The 20,346-nt window shown below is 54.3% G+C and carries 17 protein-coding genes; 5 read left to right on the plus strand and 12 right to left on the minus strand.

Going from position 1 to position 20,346, the window contains the following annotated elements:
* Positions 1–196 precede the first annotated feature (196 nt).
* The 4 genes from NZD89_RS26335 to NZD89_RS26350 form a co-directional block, all read right to left on the minus strand.
* Entirely contained in the window at positions 197–772 is a 576-nt protein-coding gene (locus tag NZD89_RS26335; protein ID WP_268005596.1) for a hydrolase, read from the minus strand.
* A 132-nt stretch (positions 773–904) separates the two neighbouring features.
* Entirely contained in the window at positions 905–3,355 is a 2,451-nt protein-coding gene (locus NZD89_RS26340; RefSeq protein WP_268005597.1) for a transglycosylase domain-containing protein, read from the minus strand.
* Positions 3,356–3,562: 207 nt separating this feature from the next.
* Positions 3,563–4,762: a D-alanyl-D-alanine carboxypeptidase family protein gene (locus NZD89_RS26345; RefSeq protein ID WP_268005598.1), complete on the minus strand. Its 1,200-nt coding sequence runs from the start codon at positions 4,760–4,762 to the stop codon at positions 3,563–3,565.
* Positions 4,763–4,786: 24 nt separating this feature from the next.
* On the minus strand, positions 4,787–5,290 hold the full coding sequence (locus NZD89_RS26350) for a CcdC family protein (RefSeq protein ID WP_268005599.1): 504 nt from the start codon (positions 5,288–5,290) through the stop codon (positions 4,787–4,789).
* 382 nt (positions 5,291–5,672) lie between these two features.
* Here NZD89_RS26350 and NZD89_RS26355 point away from each other — a divergent pair, with 382 nt between their 5' ends.
* Entirely contained in the window at positions 5,673–6,581 is a 909-nt protein-coding gene (locus NZD89_RS26355) for an SDR family oxidoreductase (RefSeq protein WP_268005600.1), read from the plus strand.
* A 67-nt stretch (positions 6,582–6,648) separates the two neighbouring features.
* On the opposite strand, the gene NZD89_RS26360 is transcribed toward NZD89_RS26355, so the two are convergent.
* The 4 genes from NZD89_RS26360 to NZD89_RS26375 form a co-directional block, all read right to left on the minus strand.
* Positions 6,649–8,832 (minus strand): peptidoglycan-binding protein, encoded by a 2,184-nt coding sequence (locus NZD89_RS26360; RefSeq protein WP_268005601.1) that lies wholly within the window; start codon positions 8,830–8,832, stop codon positions 6,649–6,651.
* Between the two features lie 29 nt (positions 8,833–8,861).
* Entirely contained in the window at positions 8,862–10,265 is a 1,404-nt protein-coding gene (locus tag NZD89_RS26365; RefSeq protein WP_268005602.1) for a hypothetical protein, read from the minus strand.
* Positions 10,266–10,273: 8 nt separating this feature from the next.
* Complete coding sequence (locus tag NZD89_RS26370) at positions 10,274–11,860, minus strand: DUF4855 domain-containing protein (protein ID WP_268005603.1); 1,587 nt, start codon at positions 11,858–11,860, stop codon at positions 10,274–10,276.
* Positions 11,861–12,553: 693 nt separating this feature from the next.
* Positions 12,554–14,386 carry a PAS domain S-box protein gene (locus NZD89_RS26375; protein ID WP_268005604.1) on the minus strand — a complete coding sequence of 611 codons (1,833 nt, stop codon included), beginning with the start codon at positions 14,384–14,386 and terminating at the stop codon, positions 12,554–12,556.
* A gap of 246 nt (positions 14,387–14,632) precedes the next feature.
* On the opposite strand from NZD89_RS26375, the gene NZD89_RS26380 reads away from it, so the two are divergent.
* The 4 genes from NZD89_RS26380 (at position 14,633) to NZD89_RS26395 (ending at position 17,964) form a co-directional block, all read left to right on the plus strand.
* Positions 14,633–15,451 carry a ParA family protein gene (locus NZD89_RS26380; RefSeq protein ID WP_268005605.1) on the plus strand — a complete coding sequence of 273 codons (819 nt, stop codon included), beginning with the start codon at positions 14,633–14,635 and terminating at the stop codon, positions 15,449–15,451.
* Complete coding sequence (locus NZD89_RS26385) at positions 15,448–15,780, plus strand: hypothetical protein (protein WP_268005606.1); 333 nt, start codon at positions 15,448–15,450, stop codon at positions 15,778–15,780. The genes NZD89_RS26380 and NZD89_RS26385 overlap by 4 nt, the downstream gene beginning before the upstream one ends.
* Before the next feature lie 71 nt (positions 15,781–15,851).
* Positions 15,852–16,490, plus strand: coding sequence for an HAD family hydrolase (locus NZD89_RS26390; protein WP_268005607.1), 639 nt, complete (start codon positions 15,852–15,854; stop codon positions 16,488–16,490).
* Between the two features lie 562 nt (positions 16,491–17,052).
* Positions 17,053–17,964: a hypothetical protein gene (locus NZD89_RS26395; RefSeq protein ID WP_268005608.1), complete on the plus strand. Its 912-nt coding sequence runs from the start codon at positions 17,053–17,055 to the stop codon at positions 17,962–17,964.
* 165 nt (positions 17,965–18,129) lie between these two features.
* On the opposite strand, the gene NZD89_RS26400 is transcribed toward NZD89_RS26395, so the two are convergent.
* The 4 genes from NZD89_RS26400 to pilM are packed head-to-tail and all read right to left on the minus strand — an operon-like array spanning position 18,130 to position 20,339.
* Positions 18,130–18,684 (minus strand): hypothetical protein, encoded by a 555-nt coding sequence (locus NZD89_RS26400; protein ID WP_268005609.1) that lies wholly within the window; start codon positions 18,682–18,684, stop codon positions 18,130–18,132.
* The gene (locus tag NZD89_RS26405; protein ID WP_268005610.1) at positions 18,681–19,283 is read right to left on the minus strand and encodes a PilN domain-containing protein; all 603 of its coding nucleotides are present in this window, start codon (positions 19,281–19,283) and stop codon (positions 18,681–18,683) included. Before NZD89_RS26405 ends, NZD89_RS26400 begins: the two co-directional genes overlap by 4 nt.
* A gap of 4 nt (positions 19,284–19,287) precedes the next feature.
* Positions 19,288–19,461 (minus strand): hypothetical protein, encoded by a 174-nt coding sequence (locus NZD89_RS26410; protein ID WP_268005611.1) that lies wholly within the window; start codon positions 19,459–19,461, stop codon positions 19,288–19,290.
* Complete coding sequence (pilM, locus tag NZD89_RS26415; protein ID WP_268005612.1) at positions 19,431–20,339, minus strand: type IV pilus biogenesis protein PilM; 909 nt, start codon at positions 20,337–20,339, stop codon at positions 19,431–19,433. The genes NZD89_RS26410 and pilM overlap by 31 nt, the downstream gene beginning before the upstream one ends.
* Positions 20,340–20,346: the final 7 nt, after the last annotated feature.

Below are 20,346 nucleotides of genomic sequence, written 5' to 3' on the forward strand. Positions count from 1 at the left end.
TGCTAGCAAAACGCTGTCGATGGTGTAGACGCAATCCTCCTACACTTTGTTACAAACACAGAGGGATCCTTTGGATTCACGGCCTGTCACGCATTGCTATCTCTTACTATAAAACAAGCTGGAAGGGCCGTCGATGGCCCCTCCAGCTTGTCCGTGCCGTTTTCAAGTTGTCGGGCGCTCTTCGTCCGAAGACTCGTTACGCCTGGATTCCCGCCACGACTTCTTCGGTCGACCGAATGCGCCCCATGCGAGGCATCAAATACTTCAGTGGATGAGCGTGCTGCTCCTCGGAGAGCGCGGTCATCGCGTCCTCCACGAACACCTGATTGTATCCTAATTGATACGCCTCCCGGGCGGTCGTCTCAACGCCAATATCCGTCGCAATTCCACACAGGACAATCGTATCCAGCCCCCTGCGCCTTAGTTGCAAGTCTAGGTCCGTCCCGAAGAAGGCCCCCCACTGCCGCTTGGTCACGAGGTGATCTCCGTCTTTCGGTCCCAACTCCGGTGCAATGACAGCTGCATCCGCAGGTCGCTCACGGGTGACTGCAGGCAGATCTGTCACAGGGCTGAGTGCATCCCGACCGTCGTGAAAGTCCACATTGACTAAGACGACAAACCCACCGTTGTCGCGAAATGCGTTCGCCAGTTCAACCGTCTTCCCAAGCACATCCGCCGGCGAATACGGAGCACACGGCAGAGACATGATCCCCTTTTGCATATCGATGACGACAAGCGCCGTCCTCTTCACGTCCAACTGGATAGATCCCATGGTTTTGGCACCTCTTTTGCGAATATAGAATTTGGACACCGGAGCATTTTACGCAATCGAAAATCGAACGTCAACGTAAGGTGCGCTTCCCCGTGAAAAAAGGAGCCACATGTCACTGTGACTCCCTTTCTCTCAATGCCGCTTATCGTGCCTATGTGGTCCTTGTGCCGGCGACAACACCGGAGCGTTCGGTGGCCCAGGCTGGTTGGCTGGCGGCCCACCAGGCCCACCAGGCCCACCGGGCTTCGGGGTCCCCGGGGGACTTTGCCCAGGCCCCGTTTGATTGCCCGGCCCTGTACCGTTTGACTGCGGGGTTTTGGAACCACCCGTCTGAACCGTCACCGTGGCGGCGGATCCCACTGGCTGGCCAGAGTTCGGATCTGTTGCCTGAACCGTGTATTCATACACCTGCCCTGGTTGAACAGAGCTATCGACGAGGCTCGTACTCTGCGTCTCACCGACAGGTACCTCGTCGGCGGTGGCGCCCGCACCTACCGCCTGCCGCGTGATGCTATACGTCACTGCCGTTGGGAAACCGCCTTGCCAACTCAAGCTGACTTGGTTTGACGAGGCGTTATACGACGCCTGTAACCCTTGTATCCCGGTTGCATGTTGTGTCTGCGTCTGCTGTTGCCCGACATAGTTGATCCCGTCTGCCGTCCCGGTGATATACGGGTACGGGCCCTCGGCAAACTGCTGTGGCTCCTCATTTTGTAGCGCCAAAGCGATGATGTCGTGGAAAATCTGCGCGGCATTACCCGACGGATCCTCTGGAGTCATCGTCATGTGGTTCGTCGCGTCCGTGTTGTCGTATCCGATGTGGATACTTCCCACAATCGTCGGCGTATAGCCGTCGAACCAACCATCGCGAATCCAGTTCGGGTGACTGCCATTGAGCCCCGAGTCGTATTGGACGGTACCCGTTTTCCCGGCAACTCCCCAGTTGCTCAATTTCGCATACTGACCTGTTCCGTAATCCACCACATCCTGCATGAGGCGCGTCATGTCTGTAGCCGTCTGACTCGACATCACGCGCGTTTGCGACGGGGACTCGTGATAAATGACGGACCCTTGTGCATTGACAATTTTATTAATGAGGTACGGTTGTGAACGAATCCCTTGGTTCGCAAACGACGTATATGCGGCCACCATTTGCATCGGTGTCACGCCGTTCTCCAGTCCGCCAATTGCGATGCCCAAATGCTGATAATCATTCGACGTCAACGGAATGCCGTCGCTCTTCGCAAAGTCCGCACCGGTCTTGATGCCGATTTGCTGCAACAACCAAACCGAAGCGATGTTTTGTGACTCCTCGAGGGCGTACTGCAATGTGACTTTGCTCGGTCCGCCGACTTCCCAGTTAGCCGGTTCATAGCCGCCGCCAAAATCCTGCGGAGCGTTGTTCAGAATGGACGTGTAGCTCCACTTCCCGGACTCGAGTGCCGGCGCGTATTCCATAATCGGTTTAATCGACGAGCCTGGGGAACTCGCGCGGTATGTTCGGTCGAGCCCCAGTGGCGTGTACCCCTGTTTCCGCGAGCCCGCCGCACCAAGAATAGCGCCTGTCTGCGGGTCGACGAAAACCGCTGCACCTTGAACGACGGTACCAGAAGTTGGGCCTGGGAAATCCGAATCATACTTTCCGCTCCAGAACACTTCATTGATCGCATCCTGAACCGCAGGGCTGATGGTGGTATAGATCTTTAACCCGCCTTGTTCCACTTCTTCCGGCGAGATGTTGTGCCGATTTAGGTAGTCTAACAAGTAATTCGTCAGCAACGGATTCGTACTCCAACCGTCTTCGCTGCTCGACGAGTGGTAGCTCACACCTAACGGCTCTTGCTCCGCCTTTTTAGCCGCACTTTCCGTAATGTACCCCCAATGTGCCATGTTCTCCAGAACCTGATTCCTGCGGGCCGTTGCGGCCTGCTTGTGCTGAAGTGGATCATAGGAGGTTGGCGCCTGCGGCAATCCAGCCAAGAGCGCAGCTTGTGCAAGGGTAAGCTTGTTGGGATCCTTTTTTAAATCGATGCCAAAGTAACGCTCGGCACCTTGTTCAATCCCCGTGCTTCCTTCACCGAGTGGAATACGGTTTAAATACATCGCGAGAATTTCTTGCTTCGTGAAATTGCGCTCGATTTGTACACCTAAAATGATTTGCTCAAACTTTCGGGTAAACGTCTTTTCGTCCGTTAAGTAGACCATTTTCGCCAACTGTTCAGGGATTGTACTCGCACCCTGTTCTAAACTGCCGGATAAGGTGTCGACGAAGACGGATCGAAAGAGGGATCGAAAGTCGACTCCGGAATTCGTCCAAAACGTGTGATCCTCTGTGGCGATGACGGCGTTCTGCACGTTCTTTGGAATTTGCGCATAAGTGAGGTCCGTCGACTCAGAACCTAACGACATGAGCTTCGAACCATCCTGTGCATAAACGATGGTCGGCTGGTGTACTTTTTCCAGTTCCGATGCCTGAAATGGTAGAAACCGTACGGCTAAATAGAAGCCAAGCGCCATCAAGATGATCAGAGTGATGACCAAAGCAGCAGCAATTGATATCCAACGCCGGACCAATCGCGGCACCTCCTCGTTGATAAGTCGGGTGCTCCTATCTCACGTCCGTGTATTCTCGAGCCACCGCTTCGAGATATCGCTCCATGCGGACGTGTGCCATGCGGATACATGGCACACGTCTCCCAAAACTTGATATAGCTGTGCTAGAGCGCATCTGATAAGGAACAAGACCTCCGCCCTTCACGGAGGTCAACCATCTTTATCGTCGTTGCAATCTTATAGTCGTTTCAATCTCCACGTGTAGCTCGGGCCTTCCATGGCTGTCGAGGTTTTGAGTGGGACACTGTATTTTTGGTCGCCCACGGTCACCGTCAACGCGCCAATCGTCGCACCTGCAGGCTCGTGGCTCGCTAGTTTCGCGTTCTGTTGCACCGACTCATGAATGACCATTCCTGGCCACCCGATGACACTTATAGATCCGCCTGCCCGAACGACTTGCGATTTGGTCCAAGGCGCACTGAGCGTAGCGACAGGCGTATCAGCGCTGACGACCTGCACATGCCGCAATGCAGCCTGGGCGTTCTTCGACAACGTCACACCAGCGTCCAATGCAGTCTGCAACTCCGGCGTCTGCGTCTGACCCAGTACAGCGCCGACGATAATCACGTTGTTCGCGCCAATCGTCTTCTGCGAGGCGAATACGAAACATCCTCCAGCCTGGGAGGTACTTCCTGTCTTGCCTCCGATGATGACCCCATGACCGACTTCGGAATCGACATTGTACACTGTTCCGGCGACCGGCAGGGTTGCTTGAGGTTCACCCACGACGGTTTTGAACGTCGACAACTGCATCGCCGCCGAAAAAAGCTTCACTTGGTCGACGGCGGTACTCTCGCTACCTGGATTAAAGCCACTGGCATCCACGTAGTGCGTCCCCGTCATCCCCATGGACTTCGCGGTACTATTCATCTCCTGAACAAAGGCGCTCTCACTTCCATCACACCACTCAGCCAACATCGTCGCCACGTTGTTTCCGGAAGGAAGCATCAGACCCTCGAGCGCTTGGCGTTCAGTCAAGTGCTCTCCTGGCTTTACCTGAAGAACGGATTCACCCTTGGACTTATCACTCAAATACGTTTGGTAGTCCTCGTTTGTGACCGTGATAGACGGTCCGTCCTGGCCAATGCTCAATGGGTGTTTTTTCAACACCAGGTAGGCGGTCATCACTTTGGTGACGCTGGCGATAGGGGTCGGTGTTTGGGCGCCTGAATGCCCCATATCTCCCACCCCGACGACAGCGAGAGCGGCTTGTCCTTCACTCGGCCAATCGATCTTCGGCTTTGATCCAGGAACGGTTTGAACTGTCGCACCATTGACTTGCAAAGTCAGGTGAGGGACTGGTCGAACGAACTGGACAACGGGTATGGCGATAATGACGAGCGCGATGATAATCCATTTGATGCTGCGCACAAACATCCTCCTATAGGTTTTACAATATAACTAAGCCTTCGATTCTACGGATGGACTGATGGGACCGCGACCCTGAACGAGTCGCCGATATTGGACAAACATGGCCAGTCGCCATGGGACGAGCATCCCAAACGCCAAATCGAAGAACAGAGAGCCTGTTTGATAGATGGTCACGTAATGCTCTACCACACTATGCAAGATGAGGCGCAGTACGAGCAACCCCAAAAGAATGTAAATAAACGCTTTTGAGCGATGCAGATAGACCGCTTTATCTCGCACAAACATCTTCGATGTCGCAATCAACGGATAACTGAGTACGCACCCCGCGAGAAATGCGATGATCGCGTACGAAATACGTTCCCGTGTGAATGGAAAGATGTACATAAGGAAGCCTGTACTCATCATCATGGGTGGAATCAAAATCTTCCTCGCGCTTGTCGGCTTGCCGGCAGCACGCAGCCTCACAAAGATCACCGTGAGCGCGAACACCACCGCAATCACCGTGCCAATGACTGTAGCAACAGAGTTTGGCATGTCAAACCCTCTCCTTCATGAACGCGCTTGATATAAACACATGTCGGCAAGCACAGCGGTAAACCACAGCAGTCAGTATACCATCAAATGTTTGTCGTGTTTTTGAACGGAGTCCCACAAAATTACGACATCTAATTGGTAATTTCAAGAACACCATAGCACGATTCCCAAATTTGAGATTCCGAACTGTTTAATTCCGCCTGCTATCACTCGAAGAGGTCTGCAAACCCCAGTTGCGGGGCCATTCTCTGTGAAGCGTCGCCTGCCGGCCAACGCGGGGTGATCCAACTTTTACGCGCAAACGAAATTCTCTCCTCGAGGCATAGATTACAGGCCTTCATCCAAGCTAACTGCAACGCGAAGATTTATGGAGGTGCAACAGTTGGCAGAGAGTAGCAAGTCCTCGGGAAGTGCAGGCACGGCAGTCCAAACCACACCCTACCCGACTTCCTTCCCACCCCAACATCAGGCGGAGCAGCCAGGACTCGAACGGCTGATGACGCCGACGCCAGTAAGTGATAATTTGGCGTATCGAGGCAGCGGCAAACTGGCGAATAAAGTGGCCGTCATCACCGGCGGAGACAGTGGTATTGGGCGCGCCGTAGCCATTGCGTTTGCAAAAGAGGGCGCCGACGTAGCAGTGGTCTATTACAATGAACACGAGGACGCGCAGGGTACCGCGAAGTCCGTCTCTCAATATGGCCGTCAGTGCGTCACACTGCCGGTCGACGTACGCGATCCCGCTACGTGCAAAAAGGCCATCCAAGACGTGATGAAGCAGTTCGGCAAAGTGGATGTCCTCATCAATAACGCGGCGGAACAACAGCCCAAGAACAGTATCCTCGATATTACTCCTGAGCAGTTGGAGCGAACATTTCGAACCAACGTGTTTGGATACGTGTACATGATCCAGGCCGCACTCCCACAAATGAAACCCGGTGCTACCATCGTCAACACCACGTCCATCACGGCGTACGAAGGAAACGAAACGCTCATTGACTATTCGGCGACGAAGGGCGCGATTGTGACCTTGACGAGGTCGTTGTCGACGTCGTTGGTCAAACAGGGCATTCGCGTCAACGCCGTCGCGCCGGGGCCCATCTGGACGCCGTTGATACCATCCACGTTCGACGCGCAAAAAGTTTCTGAATTCGGAAGTACGACACCGATGCAGCGCGCGGGGCAGCCGTGTGAACTGGCCCCTGCATACGTGTATCTCGCAAGCATGGACAGCTCATATGTGAGTGGACAAGTGCTGCACGTCAATGGTGGAACGATTATCAACGGTTAACAAAAACGGCCCAAGAGTGGTTCGCAGGACGTTTTGTGTCGTGCACCACTCTCGAGGCCGCTTTGCGTCAATGTTGTGCCACCAAGGTCACTGATCCGTTCGCCGAGATGACACCAGAGATAGGCGTACCTGCCGCTGCGCCTGAAGATGGGGTCTCAGCTGCGATTTGCACCGTGTAATAACCATTTGCCGGAGTTGCAGAATTGGCTACAACAAAATCGCCATTGTGCAAAGTCGCGACCTGCTGAGATGGATTGCTCGCGCTATAAACCGGTACCGATGTGCTGGTACCCGCCGGATTTGCCACCTGGACGCGGTACACATTATTGAAGGACACGTACTGTGAGTCCACCCATCCATAGCCTTGCACGTAGTACCACGGCATCACGTACGCGCCCGCCATCCCCTGCTTGATCTGGGTCACCGTGACACTGGTCCCAGCCGGAATGGTAGGCTGGCTGCTGATAGGACCGATGTACTGCGTCCACATGCTGTAACTCCAGATGCCGTCTGGACTTGCCATGTTCATTACTTGTGACTCAAACTTTTTGACGGCGGACTGCGTGGCCGGCCCAAATTGGCCATCCACCGTGAGTCCTGCACCAATCTGTTTGTTCAGGAACTGCTGTACCTCCACCACCGGCTGACCTGAGCTCCCCACGCTCAGCGGACCAAAGAACATGTTGTCTATCCCTGTCCCCATGTCCGAGAAATAAGGTACGCCGTTGTAATAGGGGCTGCTTTTCGTAGTCGCGTTTGCACCGTTCAAGTAAAATACAGGCTCCACTGTACTCTGTGGCTGGGGGGCAGACTGTGACGGAGAATACTGCGTATAATCACTCACACTCGATCCCACCGAGCTCGAAAACTGCCCCATCAATTCGCCAATACTCGACGCCCATTGCTTGTCAGTCGCATAGTTCACGTTCATTCCGGTAAGTGTCGGGCTCACGTATTCACTGCCGCCTGGCGACAGGTAATTCATGCGAACCTCCCAGGCCTGAAACCGGATGGCATAATCGTCACTCGGAAACATTCCGGCGTCATCACCTGGATTGGAATCGTAAGCTCCATACCCGAACAGGTTGTTCTTCGCGAGCGCAATCTGACTTTGACCCCACGCACTCTCCAAAATCGCGTGAGAGACAAGATAGTTTGCGTCCACGCCATAAGTCGATTGTGCGGCCATGAACGACGCACCGAGGCCGTTCATTGGAGACTGGTTCGCGAGCAGGTATTGGTTAATGCTCTGCGCATTGACATCCGCGGGCGCCGGGAATCTCAGGTCGACGCTCGTATAGCTACCTGACCCAGTAGAACTACCTGTAGAACTACCTGTAGAACTACCTGTGGAACTACCTGTAGAACTACCTGTGGAACTACCTGTGGAACTGCCTGTGGAACTGCCTGTGGAACTGCCTGTAGAACTACCCGTAGAACTACCCGTAGAACTACCCGTAGAACTGCCCGTAGAACTGCCCGTAGAACTGCCCGTCGAGGTCGCTGGCTGCTTCATCGTCCACGTCTTCCCCTGCCAGTCGGACTGGATGCCCAATCGATCTAACGCATTCATCACGTACCAAACGGGCAAGAACGTAGTCATCTGGCCGGATGCAGGGTCGACGTGTATGGCTGCGTCTACCCTCGCCACCACGGTGCCATTGATGGCGATGGATGTACTGCCCTTCCCATACTTAATATTGCTGTAATCGACCTTGATGCCGCTGTCGGCCGGTACGATGATGTTCCAAACGTTGTTTGACCAAGTGTGTTGCAAGCCCATTTGGTCCAGCGTGTTCATCACGTACCAAATGGGCATATAGGCCGTATTGTTGTACGTAAAGCCGTCGGGGGAAGTGACCAACTTGCTGTTGTAATAAATTTTCTTAGCTTCCAGATTGGTTACCAGTCGACTGTTGGTGCCGAGCGTGACGGGCTTCGATGCAAACGCAGCCATGGCCGTGTTGATCACGGACCACGTCTGTGGGCCAACTTCGCCATCGGCTGTAATATGATGGCTCGTTTGAAACGCCTTCACTTCACTCGTCGTCACCGGACCGTAATTTCCGTCTGCTTGTCCGACGGTAAAACCAAGCGCGTTTAAGTCGTTTTGTAAGGTGACGACGTCAGCACCTTCTGACCCCGTCTGCAAAATTTGTTCAGTCGTTGTACCGGCGTGCGCTACCAATGGCACTGCCGCCGAGAGGAGGGTCGGCAACGTCAGAACGGCTAGCAGTCGTTGTGTCTTCACGGATGATGAACCTCCACTTTCCTAATCGCTCACTGACTAATGTCGATGCGCTCGACGGATAACGCGCCGTTCGCCACACCGATTTGTAATTCACCCAACGCCACAGTGCCACCAAAGTCAGGGAGCATCTGGTTGAGGGAAACCGTGATACCGGACGTCTCTGGAATCAGAACCTTGACGGTTTCGTCGCCCGTGAGGTCCAAATCCCGACTATCTAGTACGTCGGTGGACGACCAAGTGGTTTCCCCCGGCAACTCGTAACTCACTTGCCCCAGAGTGGTGGTATAACTAAAGCAGCTAGATGCTGCAAGCCCTGGCATCGTCAATTCCCATGTGCCATTCTCGTCGGTCACTTGGATGTTGTCGAAGAATTGATAGGTATTGATAATGGCGGTTTGGACGGCCTGATTCGATGTAAAAAAGGGTTGGCCACCTGCACTGTCACCAGAGAAAGTGGCAACTGCCTCGTCCCGGATAGGGTAGTCTATCTGATACGAATTGTTGCCCAGTTTTTCAAATCCGGCTTTTTGATTAGCAAGATTCGACATCATTTCCGCTAATTCCTGCGCCGTCAACAAGTCTGTCGACTGGACACCAGTGGGGTTGAGTCCGACCGCGTTCGCCCAGGCAAAAGGGGCGCCACCAGGTTGATACGCGGCTTCAGTGATGCCAAACGCATTCCACAGCACTTGATCCGCTGTGGCCACGCTGACCGCTTCGTACGCCCCGGAGTGCGTAGATGATGGCGGGGTATACAGGTGGTCGCGAATTGCGGTGGCAGTTGTCGCGAAGTGGGCGTCGGTTGCTGCGATATCATCATACGGGCTGGTACCTGACGCGGTCGCGGAAATGCCGAATGACGCTTCGACGCCCTGAAGCAGTTTCCACGTCGGCACTTCATCCGTCGGCAACACAGGCGGAGAACTGACGGTACTAGGAGTCGTCAGCGTCCACGTCGAACCATTCCAAGGAGACGTGATACCCAGACGTGCGAGAAGTTGTTGCGTGTACCAAATCGGGATGAAGGTAGTCGGTTTGCCCGAGGCCGGATCGACAGCTGCGATTCCGTCTACTTTGTGCATCAATTTTCCGTTGATTTCGAGTTGAATGTGGCCCGTTCCCACCTGAATATTGGAGGTGTCGACAGCCATCGTCGAAGGCACCTGCAAATTCCACACGTTATTTTTCCACGTGCTCTTGATACCTAATTGCAGAAGGCCAGTCTCCACGTACCAAATTGGCATGTACATCGTCTGGTTGTGCGCAAAACCGTACGGTTGACTCACCGTTTTGTCATTGAGGACAATGGTCTTTTTCGTCATGTCGTACGTGGCGCTCGTCGCCGCGTACGCCACGCTCGTCCACATCGGCGCGAGGGTGATTCCCGCGGCTGTGGCAATACCCAGTGAATTCATCCATACGCGTTTCTTCATCTGATTTCTCACTTTCCTTCAATAAAGGCCGCGGTCGCATCGTAGGCTGCGCGCTGTGTCGGATCGGTCGATTCCGCCGCGGTCACGAGTAACTTTGAACCATCATAAAACGCGTGGGTCACTTGATCGTGACCGAACCCTTCGACCGTGAGCTTATTCAAAAATGTGTCATACAGCTGCTGATTGGTAGCGTCTAGTCCGGTCAACTCCACTTCAATGCCCATGCCGCTCTGCTTGGCCGTCTCCATCGCGTTGCTGATTCGCACCTCATCTGCACTGGCCCCTTGCTCGACGTAGTTCGGTTGAATCCACGCTGCGTCAAAGCCGAGGGTTTGCCATGCGTCTGTTCTATCCGCGCCATAGAACGGAATCCAGAACAGTGGCAACTTCAGTTGATGGACCTGGTTCACGCCGTACTGAAGGTAGGAAAATTCACCTGGGGTGGTGGTGTGGTACTGCTCTTCATCCCAATAGATCCCTGCTAACTGCAGGTGCTGAAAATCGGCTGCCTGCCATTTTGCCATGAGCGTCTGCAGATACCATTGCATGGCCGATTCACGGGCGGTGAGCGCGTTCGGATCCGCCCCCGATCCGGCGAAGTTGACGTCTTGTCCGGAAATTTCGCCGAAGTCGTGCGTGCCATAACCGAAGTACGGAATCGTCAGTACGACCTTCTCCTTGTAATCCGGTCGGTTTAGCATTTGATTGCTCTGCGCCACGGCTTGATCTAGTGCGGATAGCTGTTGGTTGGGCTCAAACAGGTCCGTTATGTAATTGGTCAGCCCGGTGACCGTGTTGTTCACGCTGCCATACGGAAGGAAGAGCATGGTGTCAAAGAGAGGGCTGGTCATTTGTCCGACGCTATTCACATCGCCGATCATCGGCAGAAAGTCGCTAGTCGACCACGTACCCTCCGCTCCATTGGCCCCCGTATCGACGAGGAGCATGTTGTGAATACCTGCATCACCAGGTGACGTGGGTGACATTGGCCCGATGTCATCTCCAGTTCCCGGTACAGCGGTCAACAGATCAGCAGGACTTCCCTGGGAAGTGGTGCTCCCTTGAATATCGAGTCCACGTACGAAAACCCAGACGCCCACGGGTATGTAAAGCCGAATGGCATCTGCCTCGACGCCGCCAGTGCTGTCCCATGCAAACGTCTGCGTGATGGTCTTTTGCCCGCTCGCTGGAATCGCAGAATAGCGAGCGCCTGCGGAGTACCAATCGTCATTCTGCTCGAATTCGAACTGAACGTAATCCGGGAAATAGACGCCCGCCGACTGATTCTGAAGAGCGGTGATCTGAATGTGTTTCAAATTGACTGATTTACCGAACTTGACCGTGATGTAACGGCCACCTTGGTGATTGAAGCCCAACCACCCCTGCGCGCTCGTGACAGGCTGCTGATATACGCTTTCTGCCTGTGAAAATGTCGAATCTGGTAAACCTGTGACGGTCGTTGAGATGGAGCCTAGAGTTGTGAGGTCCTGCACCGAAGCAGAAGTGGCAGCAGGCACTACAGGCATCGCGACGCCGAGTCCAAGCGTCATAGACGCGGCCATGCAAGCGCTCCACCGCCGTATTGAATGGCTCATGATTCGTCCTCCGTAATGTTGTTCCGAAAAATTCATCGATGATCTGGAGACAGAGGAGTCACGAGTAGGGTGACCCGTTGCCTTCTGGAGACGACAGAAGGAGACAAAATGTTACATGATTTGGGCAGGATGATAGACGGTAACCAATTTTGAATTCCTTTTGATTATAGTGGGAGTTTTGGAAGGGGTAAACCCTCTGCTTGGGTGAACTCGCCTAGTCATCAGCGTTCGAAATATATTTCATAGAACTGGTTGACGGAGAAATATCCCCTCCAATATAATTTAGTTACAATTCAACAATTTCGACGAAATGTGTGGAACATGATGATCCTAGGGCGGTAACGTGGGCACATAGGCCTAGGGGAGTGACTTGTGCAACCGGCCACCTGTTTTTACAGGTGGCCTTTGCTATTGTGCCGATGGGTCGTATTATCCATCCTCCCGAAAGTGGGGTGCATGCGTGTACAGTTCATCTACAAGCGTGCGCGGTTGGCAGGGTGCGGCCACATCAGGGGTCAAAGGGTCAGAAGGATAAAGACAAATCACACAAGGCTGCAAAAGCCGAAGCAATCCCAGGTATGATTCATCATTTCGTATCGAAAAGGCGACGCCATTGCGCCGCCTTTTCGGTTTTCTTAGACTTTCCCGTCTGAGGGCTAGCAGCGACCGCCGTGAAACCGACAGGCGAGCCAATTACTCGTCAACATACTGCGGTAGGTAGAGGGTGACCGACGTACCTTCACCGATTTTGCTGTCCCACGTGATACAACCCCCATGGGATTGCATGATTCGTTGACAGACCATCACGCCGAGCCCGGTACCTGTCGACTTGGTCGTGTAGAACGGTTCCCCCACTCTTTTCAGCGCCTCCACATCCATGCCGATACCGGTGTCCGTCACCCGTAAGTACACCAGACCAGCGGCTACCCAAGTTGCGACTTCCACCCGACCACCGTCGGCGACCGCATCCATCGCGTTTTTCAGAAGATTGACGAGGACCTGATGAATCCGGTCCGTCTCGCACAACACCTGCGCCCCCTCGTCGTTTAGACGCAGGTCCAGTGTGATCCCCTGCATCAGCGCTTCGGACTTCAATAACGCACAGACGCGGCGCGCGATACTTGCCATCGTGACGGGGCGGAACTCTGTTAATTGCGGCTTCGCCACCGCCAGGAGCTCGTTGGTGATCCCCGATATCCTATCCACTTCCGTGCACATGATGTCGATATACTTCGCCGCGTACTCCGGTTGCCGGGCTGCCAGTTGCAAAAAACCTTTGATGGCTGTGAGTGGATTCCTGATTTCGTGTGCAATACCTGCGGCAAGTTGACCGACCACGGACAACTTTTCGGAATGCAGGAGCATTTCCTCCGACTGCCGCTGTGCAGTGACGTCCCGAAAGACGAGAACTGCACCGGTGACGTGTTCCGCCTCGTAGATCGGAGAGACGACGTATTCCACGCAAAAAGATGTCCCATTTTTGCGCCAAAAGTACCCGTCTCGCACCTGTCGCGTCTGTCCCGACCTTATCGCTTCAAGTACCGGGTTCGCACCCCCATGTACCGCTCTGATGCCTGAACGAGGTTCACCTAGGCATTCGTAGAGATTTTTACCGAGGAGATCACCTGCACAATAGCCTGAAATCTGCTCTGCAGCCGGGTTGAAGAAGACCGTATTCCCATTCAAATCAACCCCGCAAATGCCATCCGCGACGGACTCTAAAATCGATTGGTTCTGCACGCTTAGCCGCTTTATGGCCTCCACGGCCGCGTGCTTCTCCGTGATGTCGCGACAAATCGCAAATACGCCAACCACTTTTTCGGCGAAGCGAATGGGCACCGTCTTCACACTCACCCACAGCGGCCGTCCCGTACGATGCCGCAAGAGGATTTCGAACTCCTTGGTCACGCCGGTTCGGGCATAGAAAAAACCGCGACGCACGCGTGCGGAATCCTGCGGTGTCAAAAACATCTCGAGTGGCATTCCGCGAAGTGCCTCGCAGTCGTAGCCGATAAACTTCTCAGTCGTAGGGTTCGCGTCGACGATCCTTCCATTCAGATCAATGTGGACAATCACGTCCGAGTTCTGTTCAAACAACGAGCGATAGCGCCGTTCGCTATCTCGCAAGGCACACTCTACCATCTTTCTGTCGGTGACATTGCGGATGATTCCGCGCATCCCGGTAGGCTCGCCGAACTGATTCCGAATGAGCGTCGCTGAGGCCTCCAGTGTCAGTTCGCGGCCGTCGCCCCCACGGAAACTAAACTCGTGTGCGCGGCGTGAGCAGCCAGTGCGCCATACAAAGGACCATAATGTAAGCAGGCTCTTCGCCTGTGTAAAAGTCAAATGAGATCGATACGCTGTCCCAATCAGTTCACTTTCGGACATATGCAAGATCTCGCACAAAGATGAATTCAGCATAACCAGATGGCCCGACGCGTCCATCTCGTAATAGCCGTCGTAGATGCTCTCTAAGATCTCTTGTGGAAAAACCACGTTTCGTACCGATTTCAATAGCGTACTCATAAATGTACGCGCTCCTTGAACTGAATTGTTTCCCTCATTGTGTCATTGACCCCGCACATCCGTCAATTTTTGGTGAATTTTGCGGGGAGTCCCCGCGTTGTTTGGAGCCATCACGCAGCAAATCAATATACGTATATACGTAATTATATAAATATATCAGTTGTATAATGATATAAACCACAAACGGATATCCATATAGGTAGAGACCAGAATATGCTAGAATGAGATGGAAGGGAGCGTACACCGTTGGCAAGCAAAACCACCGTGTTATACTTCGGAATTCAAAAAGGTGGCGCTGCAAAGAGTACGACTGCGGCGACCACTGCTTACATATTGGCAAGGCGGGGTCAGCGTGTCCTAGCGGTCGATCTCGACTCGCAAGGCAACCTCACCAACCTCCTCAGCGACGTAGATGACATTTACGAGTACAGCGGCAGGACGGCCCTCGAGGCGATGAAAGCCATCGATGCGGACGGCGAAGAACTGGTCTCGCGGTATGTGCATCCGGTTTCAAACGGCATCGACTTGATGCCGAGCGAAGATTTTATGGCTACGCTCTCCAGATGGCTGTACCGGGAGTTCGAACGGTCATACCCCGGTAAGAACCCAGGCCTTGTCCTACGTGCCGCACTGAACAAGATCCTTCAGGTGAGGCCGTATGATTACGTCGTGATCGACAGCCCGCCGAGCCTTGGCGACCAGTCCATCAACGGGATGGCCGCCGCTACACACATCGTATCGCTATTTGAACCTAGCAAGTTTTGTCTCGATGCACTTCCTCGTTTCTTTGAGACGGTGCACCATGTGCGCCAACAACTGAATCCTAACCTGAAAGTGGCCGGCATCCTCGCCACGATGGTCGATAAACGCCGTTCGGACGCTCGACTGCTGGTGGAGACACTTCAGGATGACGAAGAATATGGCCCACTGCTCTTCGAGCAGAGGATTTATCGACGGGCGGCCACAGGGCGCCTGAACCTTCAAGGATTTGCGACCAATCCCGAATTGCGTCGAGCCATCAAGGAATACGAACAGTTCACGGAGGAGTTGTTACAGCGACTATGAGTGATTTAAAAGAAAAGTTGCAACAGCGACTGGCCCGTTCTCGAACTGTGCATCAGGAGCTTATCCACTCCTCGCCCGACCAAGAGCAGTTAGTCGAAATACCGGAGCCAGTCGCGCCGTCTCCACCGACTACCGGCCCGGGACGACCAAGGAGACTCAAGCGCAAAGTTACGACGCTATACTTCGATGAGGACCTCGACAAGGCGCTTGAGATGTTCCTTTTACGCCAATACTTGCAAACGGGGACGAAGACCAGTAAGAGCGAGTGGATTCGCCGACTCGTTGAAGTCTCGCTGAAAGAGCGCGGAGCCTGGCCACCGGAGGGCTGATGTCTGAACAATCAGCCCGATTTAAGAGGCGCACATCGCACCCAAAGACTAGGGATAGTGGAGGAACTTTTGTGGCAGTTATCATATTCGATCTCGACGGCACCCTCATCGACACCGGCAGCATCGCCGTGGAAGCCTACCGGTTGGTGCTGTCGGAATTCGCATACAAACCGGATGAGTTCCCCTCAGAGGAACAAATGTTGAAGACCTTCGGACTACCAGATACGGAGATCTGGGACACCTTAATGCCAAGACATACGCCAGAGGAGCAGATGATCGGATTCGAGCGGGCGGGACAGCGTATCGATGACGAGATTCGCAAGCAGGATATTTTACTTCCGCATGCGCGTGAAGTCGTCCAAGAACTTCACGCCCGCGGCTATACCTTGACGACAGCGAGCAACTGCGGCAAAAGTTACCTGGACGCCGTGATGTCCTCGCAGGGCATCGGTCACCTGTTCGACCGCCCTCTGTGTTTGGAATCCGTTCAGGGCACGCGCAAATCGGACATCTTACGCGCCTTGATCTCCCGCTACGGAGGGGGCGAGGCATTGTTTATGGTGGGCGACAGATATACGGACAGGGATGCGGCCGCAGAAGTGAACATCCCGTTCATCGGATGCGACTTTGGGTTCGGGGATGTTTCCGAACTCACAGGTGCAATACATCTCACCAAGGACCTACCTGGTTTGCTCGACTATTTTGCCTAATTCCATTCCCGCATCGAGGGGCGGCTGAAACTGACGCTCCGGCCCCCTACGAACAAGGCAGGCGTTCGCCGCTGTGGCATGTGCGTTCTTGTCACTGCCGCTAAGGCGGGCACCAGCCTTGGCGCCAAGCCCCCGGGGGATATGCGAGGGCCAGATGGGCGATACCCGCCGCAAAGTCCCCGACGTCCCTTCGCACCATTTTGTTTCGGTTACTCGATCAGCCGCTTCAATCCACGCAGGGTCAGCCGATTGTTAAAGCCGGGTAAGGCGATGATGTGCAGAGGGTCACACGTGAGAGGACACCCACAACCACCCGTAGGCAGCGTTGTATTTTCATCCCCAGGTGACAGGTTGTGATGCCCTGAACGTCGAATCATGGAAGAGGGTGGCGAATCGACACCACTTGAAATACGTCAATAACAACAGATGTATCGATATAATTTTATATTGATGTATTCATCGCTCGTCCATGCTCACGAAACGCCCTAGCCCTGTTCTCCGTCAAACTGATAGGACAGGCCTTAAGGGAATACCTGTCACGACCAGACTAGGGGGAGTCAAAATGCACCTATCTCATAAATGGATGATGGGAGCCGCAATTGCTTTGACCAGCGTCGCCGCTCTGACTGGGTGCGCGTCGCATTCGACGACGCCCACCTCTGCGCAAAACGCCGTAGCGGCGGGCGCGGCCAATCCGACCAACAACACGGTCGACAACACGACCAACAACACCGCCAACGCCGTCACGGCGACGAACACAACCACTGGGAACGCCATCGGCAGCAATTCGACCGTGACACAGACTTCGAATCCAGCGTTTCCGACGATTGTCAATCAGTCGATGATTCGCTTCGGGCACGATGTGTTGGACGGGGCCGAGGCACCGACCAAGCTTCCCACTGCCGCAACTGGCGCTGGCAAGGTGTTCTACACGACATCGCAATCGACGCAACCGTCGGCCGGTGAGCCTGCTTACAGCTCCATGAATGCAGTCACGCTGAAATCTTCAAATCAAACGCTCGCGAGCTGGACGAATCGCCATTTTACGTCGAGTTCGCAAGCCTCACAAGGCTTTAAGATCCTGGCAGGGCCTACGATGAGCTCCAGTCAGAACACACCGATTGTACTGACCGGAAACCACGCGGCCAACGAGGGACACAGTGGCGGATCGACCAGCATCCAATGGACAGAGGGCAAGTGGAATATCCAGGTTACCAATGAGAATACTTTGGCGGCTGCCACACCGCTTGCAGATGACGTCGCCAAATTCCTCGACCAGAATTCCATGCCAGTGCCGCACGACGACGCAACCATCCACGTGACGAGCAGCAGTGATGGAAGCAGCGTCAACGTCGACGTGATTTGGCAGGAGGACGACAATCTCTATCAGCTCACGACCACGCAAGCATCAGCCAATCCAATAAACACCGCGCTCGCGATGGCCATCTCGATGGAACCTTATGCAGGGAACTAACAAGGGTTACGTAACAAATCGGGATTTATCACCGTGAACGGATGAGCAGTAGCGTATTGGAACTGTCGCGAATCGGGGATGAACTGGAGGAGGCTCACGCGCTCTCGCGAGGGCTGCTACCGGCGGGCGACCATTCGAGATAGGACATGGCCGCCCCGCGAAATGCTATGGTTTAGGGATATAGTAGGTGTGGACGTCGAGTGTGGCCTCGTCCACTCCCCCACTCTCTCCTTGAATGACCAACGAGCTCACGTCAATCAACCTTTTTGCGTCGTGCAACTGCTTCACAAACGTCTCAATTTCGGCACTGGTCCCTCGGATATCCACTTGCGTTTCGACGTCTGCCAGCGACGCTGTAGAGACGCCAGCTTCTGCAGATGAGCCTTCGGCGCTGTTACCCTGCACGAGTTGGACACTCACAACCTGGACTTTACTCGCAGTCGACACGGTTGCGAGCGTGTGGAGGAAGCCCGCCTCATCCATCGTCTTCGGAAGGATGAATGGCGTGGTGTTGTCGACGTCGCTCGTCGGTGTCCCAGCCGCGTTCGCGTTTAAAGAAGTCGTTTCAATCGAGTGACTCAACCGCGACGCCTCACTTCGAAAGACGAGAAACCGATTGAGTTCAGGGCGAATCCAGACAAGGTAGGCAATCGCCGTCACCACGACGCAACCCGTAGCCACGAGAAGAACCCGCTCGCGTTTCGACAGCCGCTTGTTCACGTGGTTATCCCTCCTGCCACTTGCTTTGGCACAATACTCAAACTGTACGTGTACGCCATCGCAGCTTTTTTCGCACCGTCCCCGCTCCCCACAAATACCGGCGCCTTCGTCGTCGTTGCGTCCATCACCGCCTGCACAGTTACACTCGCAACCCACGACTTGGCAGACAATTGCGCTTCAAAATCCGCGACATTGGCAAGGGATGACGCACTTCCAGAGACCGAAATCACAGTACCGACCCCATTGATGCTATCCACTGTCATTCCAAGCGGCAAACTCTCTGCAATGTCCTGCAGGATAGCGCTCCAATCGAGCCGACCTGCCGCCTTTGATTGAATCGACTGCCCTAACTGTGTGTTTGTCCCAGGGGCACTCCCACTACCCTGGCTCTCGTCAAGATTCTGCAACCGCGACGTCAACTGGCTGACCTTCATCGCCATCTTGTCGGCTCTAGCGTCAATCCAGCCAGCAACTGACCCGCTTAGCAGCAGAACCGCCACAGTCGCAAGGGTCCCAGAAAGCCACCCACCGCGAGGGAGAAATCCGCTAAGTCTGTACGGGCGCCTACTTGTCACACTCGGCAATAGGTTAATGTCCACTTCCTTACACCCCACGCATGGCCAAACCAATGGCAGCCGTATAATCCGTCAGAGTATCCTCTTGTGAGACCATCAGACCGCGGCGACTGGAAATCAGATTTTCATGTAAGACGTCTTGAAACAAGATCATTCTCGCCTTCATGCCCGTTAGTCGCGAGATAGCGTCGATGACGTCCATCGGAATGCGTCGACTCCCCGTAAACACCGTCTCCTGGAATTCCGCTGTAGTTGGTTAAGTGTGTAGCGGAAAAAATTCAAGGTACGATCCAATTCCGCTCCCAAACGCTCGACGTAAGCGGCCGCGGTCAATGACTCAACTGGAACGGCTGTTGCCAATTCTCCAGATTCACCGCGCTCTTGCGCTGCCCCTACTTCGCCGAACCCCATTCCATCCGCTGATCCCGCTAACTGGATCGGTACATCTCTTGTCAGATAGAGCAGCCCGTCGTGAAACACGTGGATGCGCGTCCCCGTCGCATCGACATCTGTCATTAGAAACGTCGAAGGCAACGTGGACAGTCGCCTCAGTACACGATACATGGCGAGTGGCCTGACATCGATACTGACCGGACGCACGCCTGCGCCGTTGAGACACTTGATCAACTCGTCCACAAAGATCCTGTCCGCCGCGATGAGAATGACACTGCGATTCCCGTCGTCCGGCCCACCATCGCCGCCCTTCGGGCAACGAACGAAATCAAATACCACCTCTGGAAACGGCAGGTGAATCGAGTTGGTCAACTCAAATGAAATGACCTCTCGGAGTTCCGCGTCTGAGAAATCTGGAAGGCTGAGTTGGCGAATCACCGTGTACGCACTGGGAATCGCCACATGCGTGCGCTTCCCCTTCAGTTTATACCTCTGTAAAATCTCTCGAAGTGCGCTCTCCAACGCCGCCCAGTTGACACTTCTGTCTTGTCCAAACGCGCCCAGTCCAACTGGGTGCGCACTGATACTCTGGACACGCAAAGACGTCTTCATTTCCAACTCCGCCACCCGAATGGCGTCAAACGCGATATCGATGCCAACTGCACACTTGCCGTTTCTACCTACCATTCCAATC

The sequence above is a fragment of the Alicyclobacillus fastidiosus genome, from assembly GCF_026651875.1.
Classification (GTDB): domain Bacteria; phylum Bacillota; class Bacilli; order Alicyclobacillales; family Alicyclobacillaceae; genus Alicyclobacillus; species Alicyclobacillus fastidiosus.

Coding starts and splice junctions, on each gene's coding strand:
- NZD89_RS26395 (WP_268005608.1), top strand. CDS start 17,053: ATGCACCTATCTCATAAATGGATGATGGGAGCCGCAATTGCTTTGACC.
- NZD89_RS26365 (WP_268005602.1), bottom strand. CDS start 10,265: ATGAAGAAACGCGTATGGATGAATTCACTGGGTATTGCCACAGCCGCG.
- NZD89_RS26345 (WP_268005598.1), bottom strand. CDS start 4,762: ATGTTTGTGCGCAGCATCAAATGGATTATCATCGCGCTCGTCATTATC.
- NZD89_RS26375 (WP_268005604.1), bottom strand. CDS start 14,386: ATGAGTACGCTATTGAAATCGGTACGAAACGTGGTTTTTCCACAAGAG.
- pilM (WP_268005612.1), bottom strand. CDS start 20,339: ATGGTAGGTAGAAACGGCAAGTGTGCAGTTGGCATCGATATCGCGTTT.
- NZD89_RS26385 (WP_268005606.1), top strand. CDS start 15,448: ATGAGTGATTTAAAAGAAAAGTTGCAACAGCGACTGGCCCGTTCTCGA.
- NZD89_RS26335 (WP_268005596.1), bottom strand. CDS start 772: ATGGGATCTATCCAGTTGGACGTGAAGAGGACGGCGCTTGTCGTCATC.
- NZD89_RS26410 (WP_268005611.1), bottom strand. CDS start 19,461: ATGGACGTCATCGACGCTATCTCGCGACTAACGGGCATGAAGGCGAGA.
- NZD89_RS26350 (WP_268005599.1), bottom strand. CDS start 5,290: ATGCCAAACTCTGTTGCTACAGTCATTGGCACGGTGATTGCGGTGGTG.
- NZD89_RS26370 (WP_268005603.1), bottom strand. CDS start 11,860: ATGAGCCATTCAATACGGCGGTGGAGCGCTTGCATGGCCGCGTCTATG.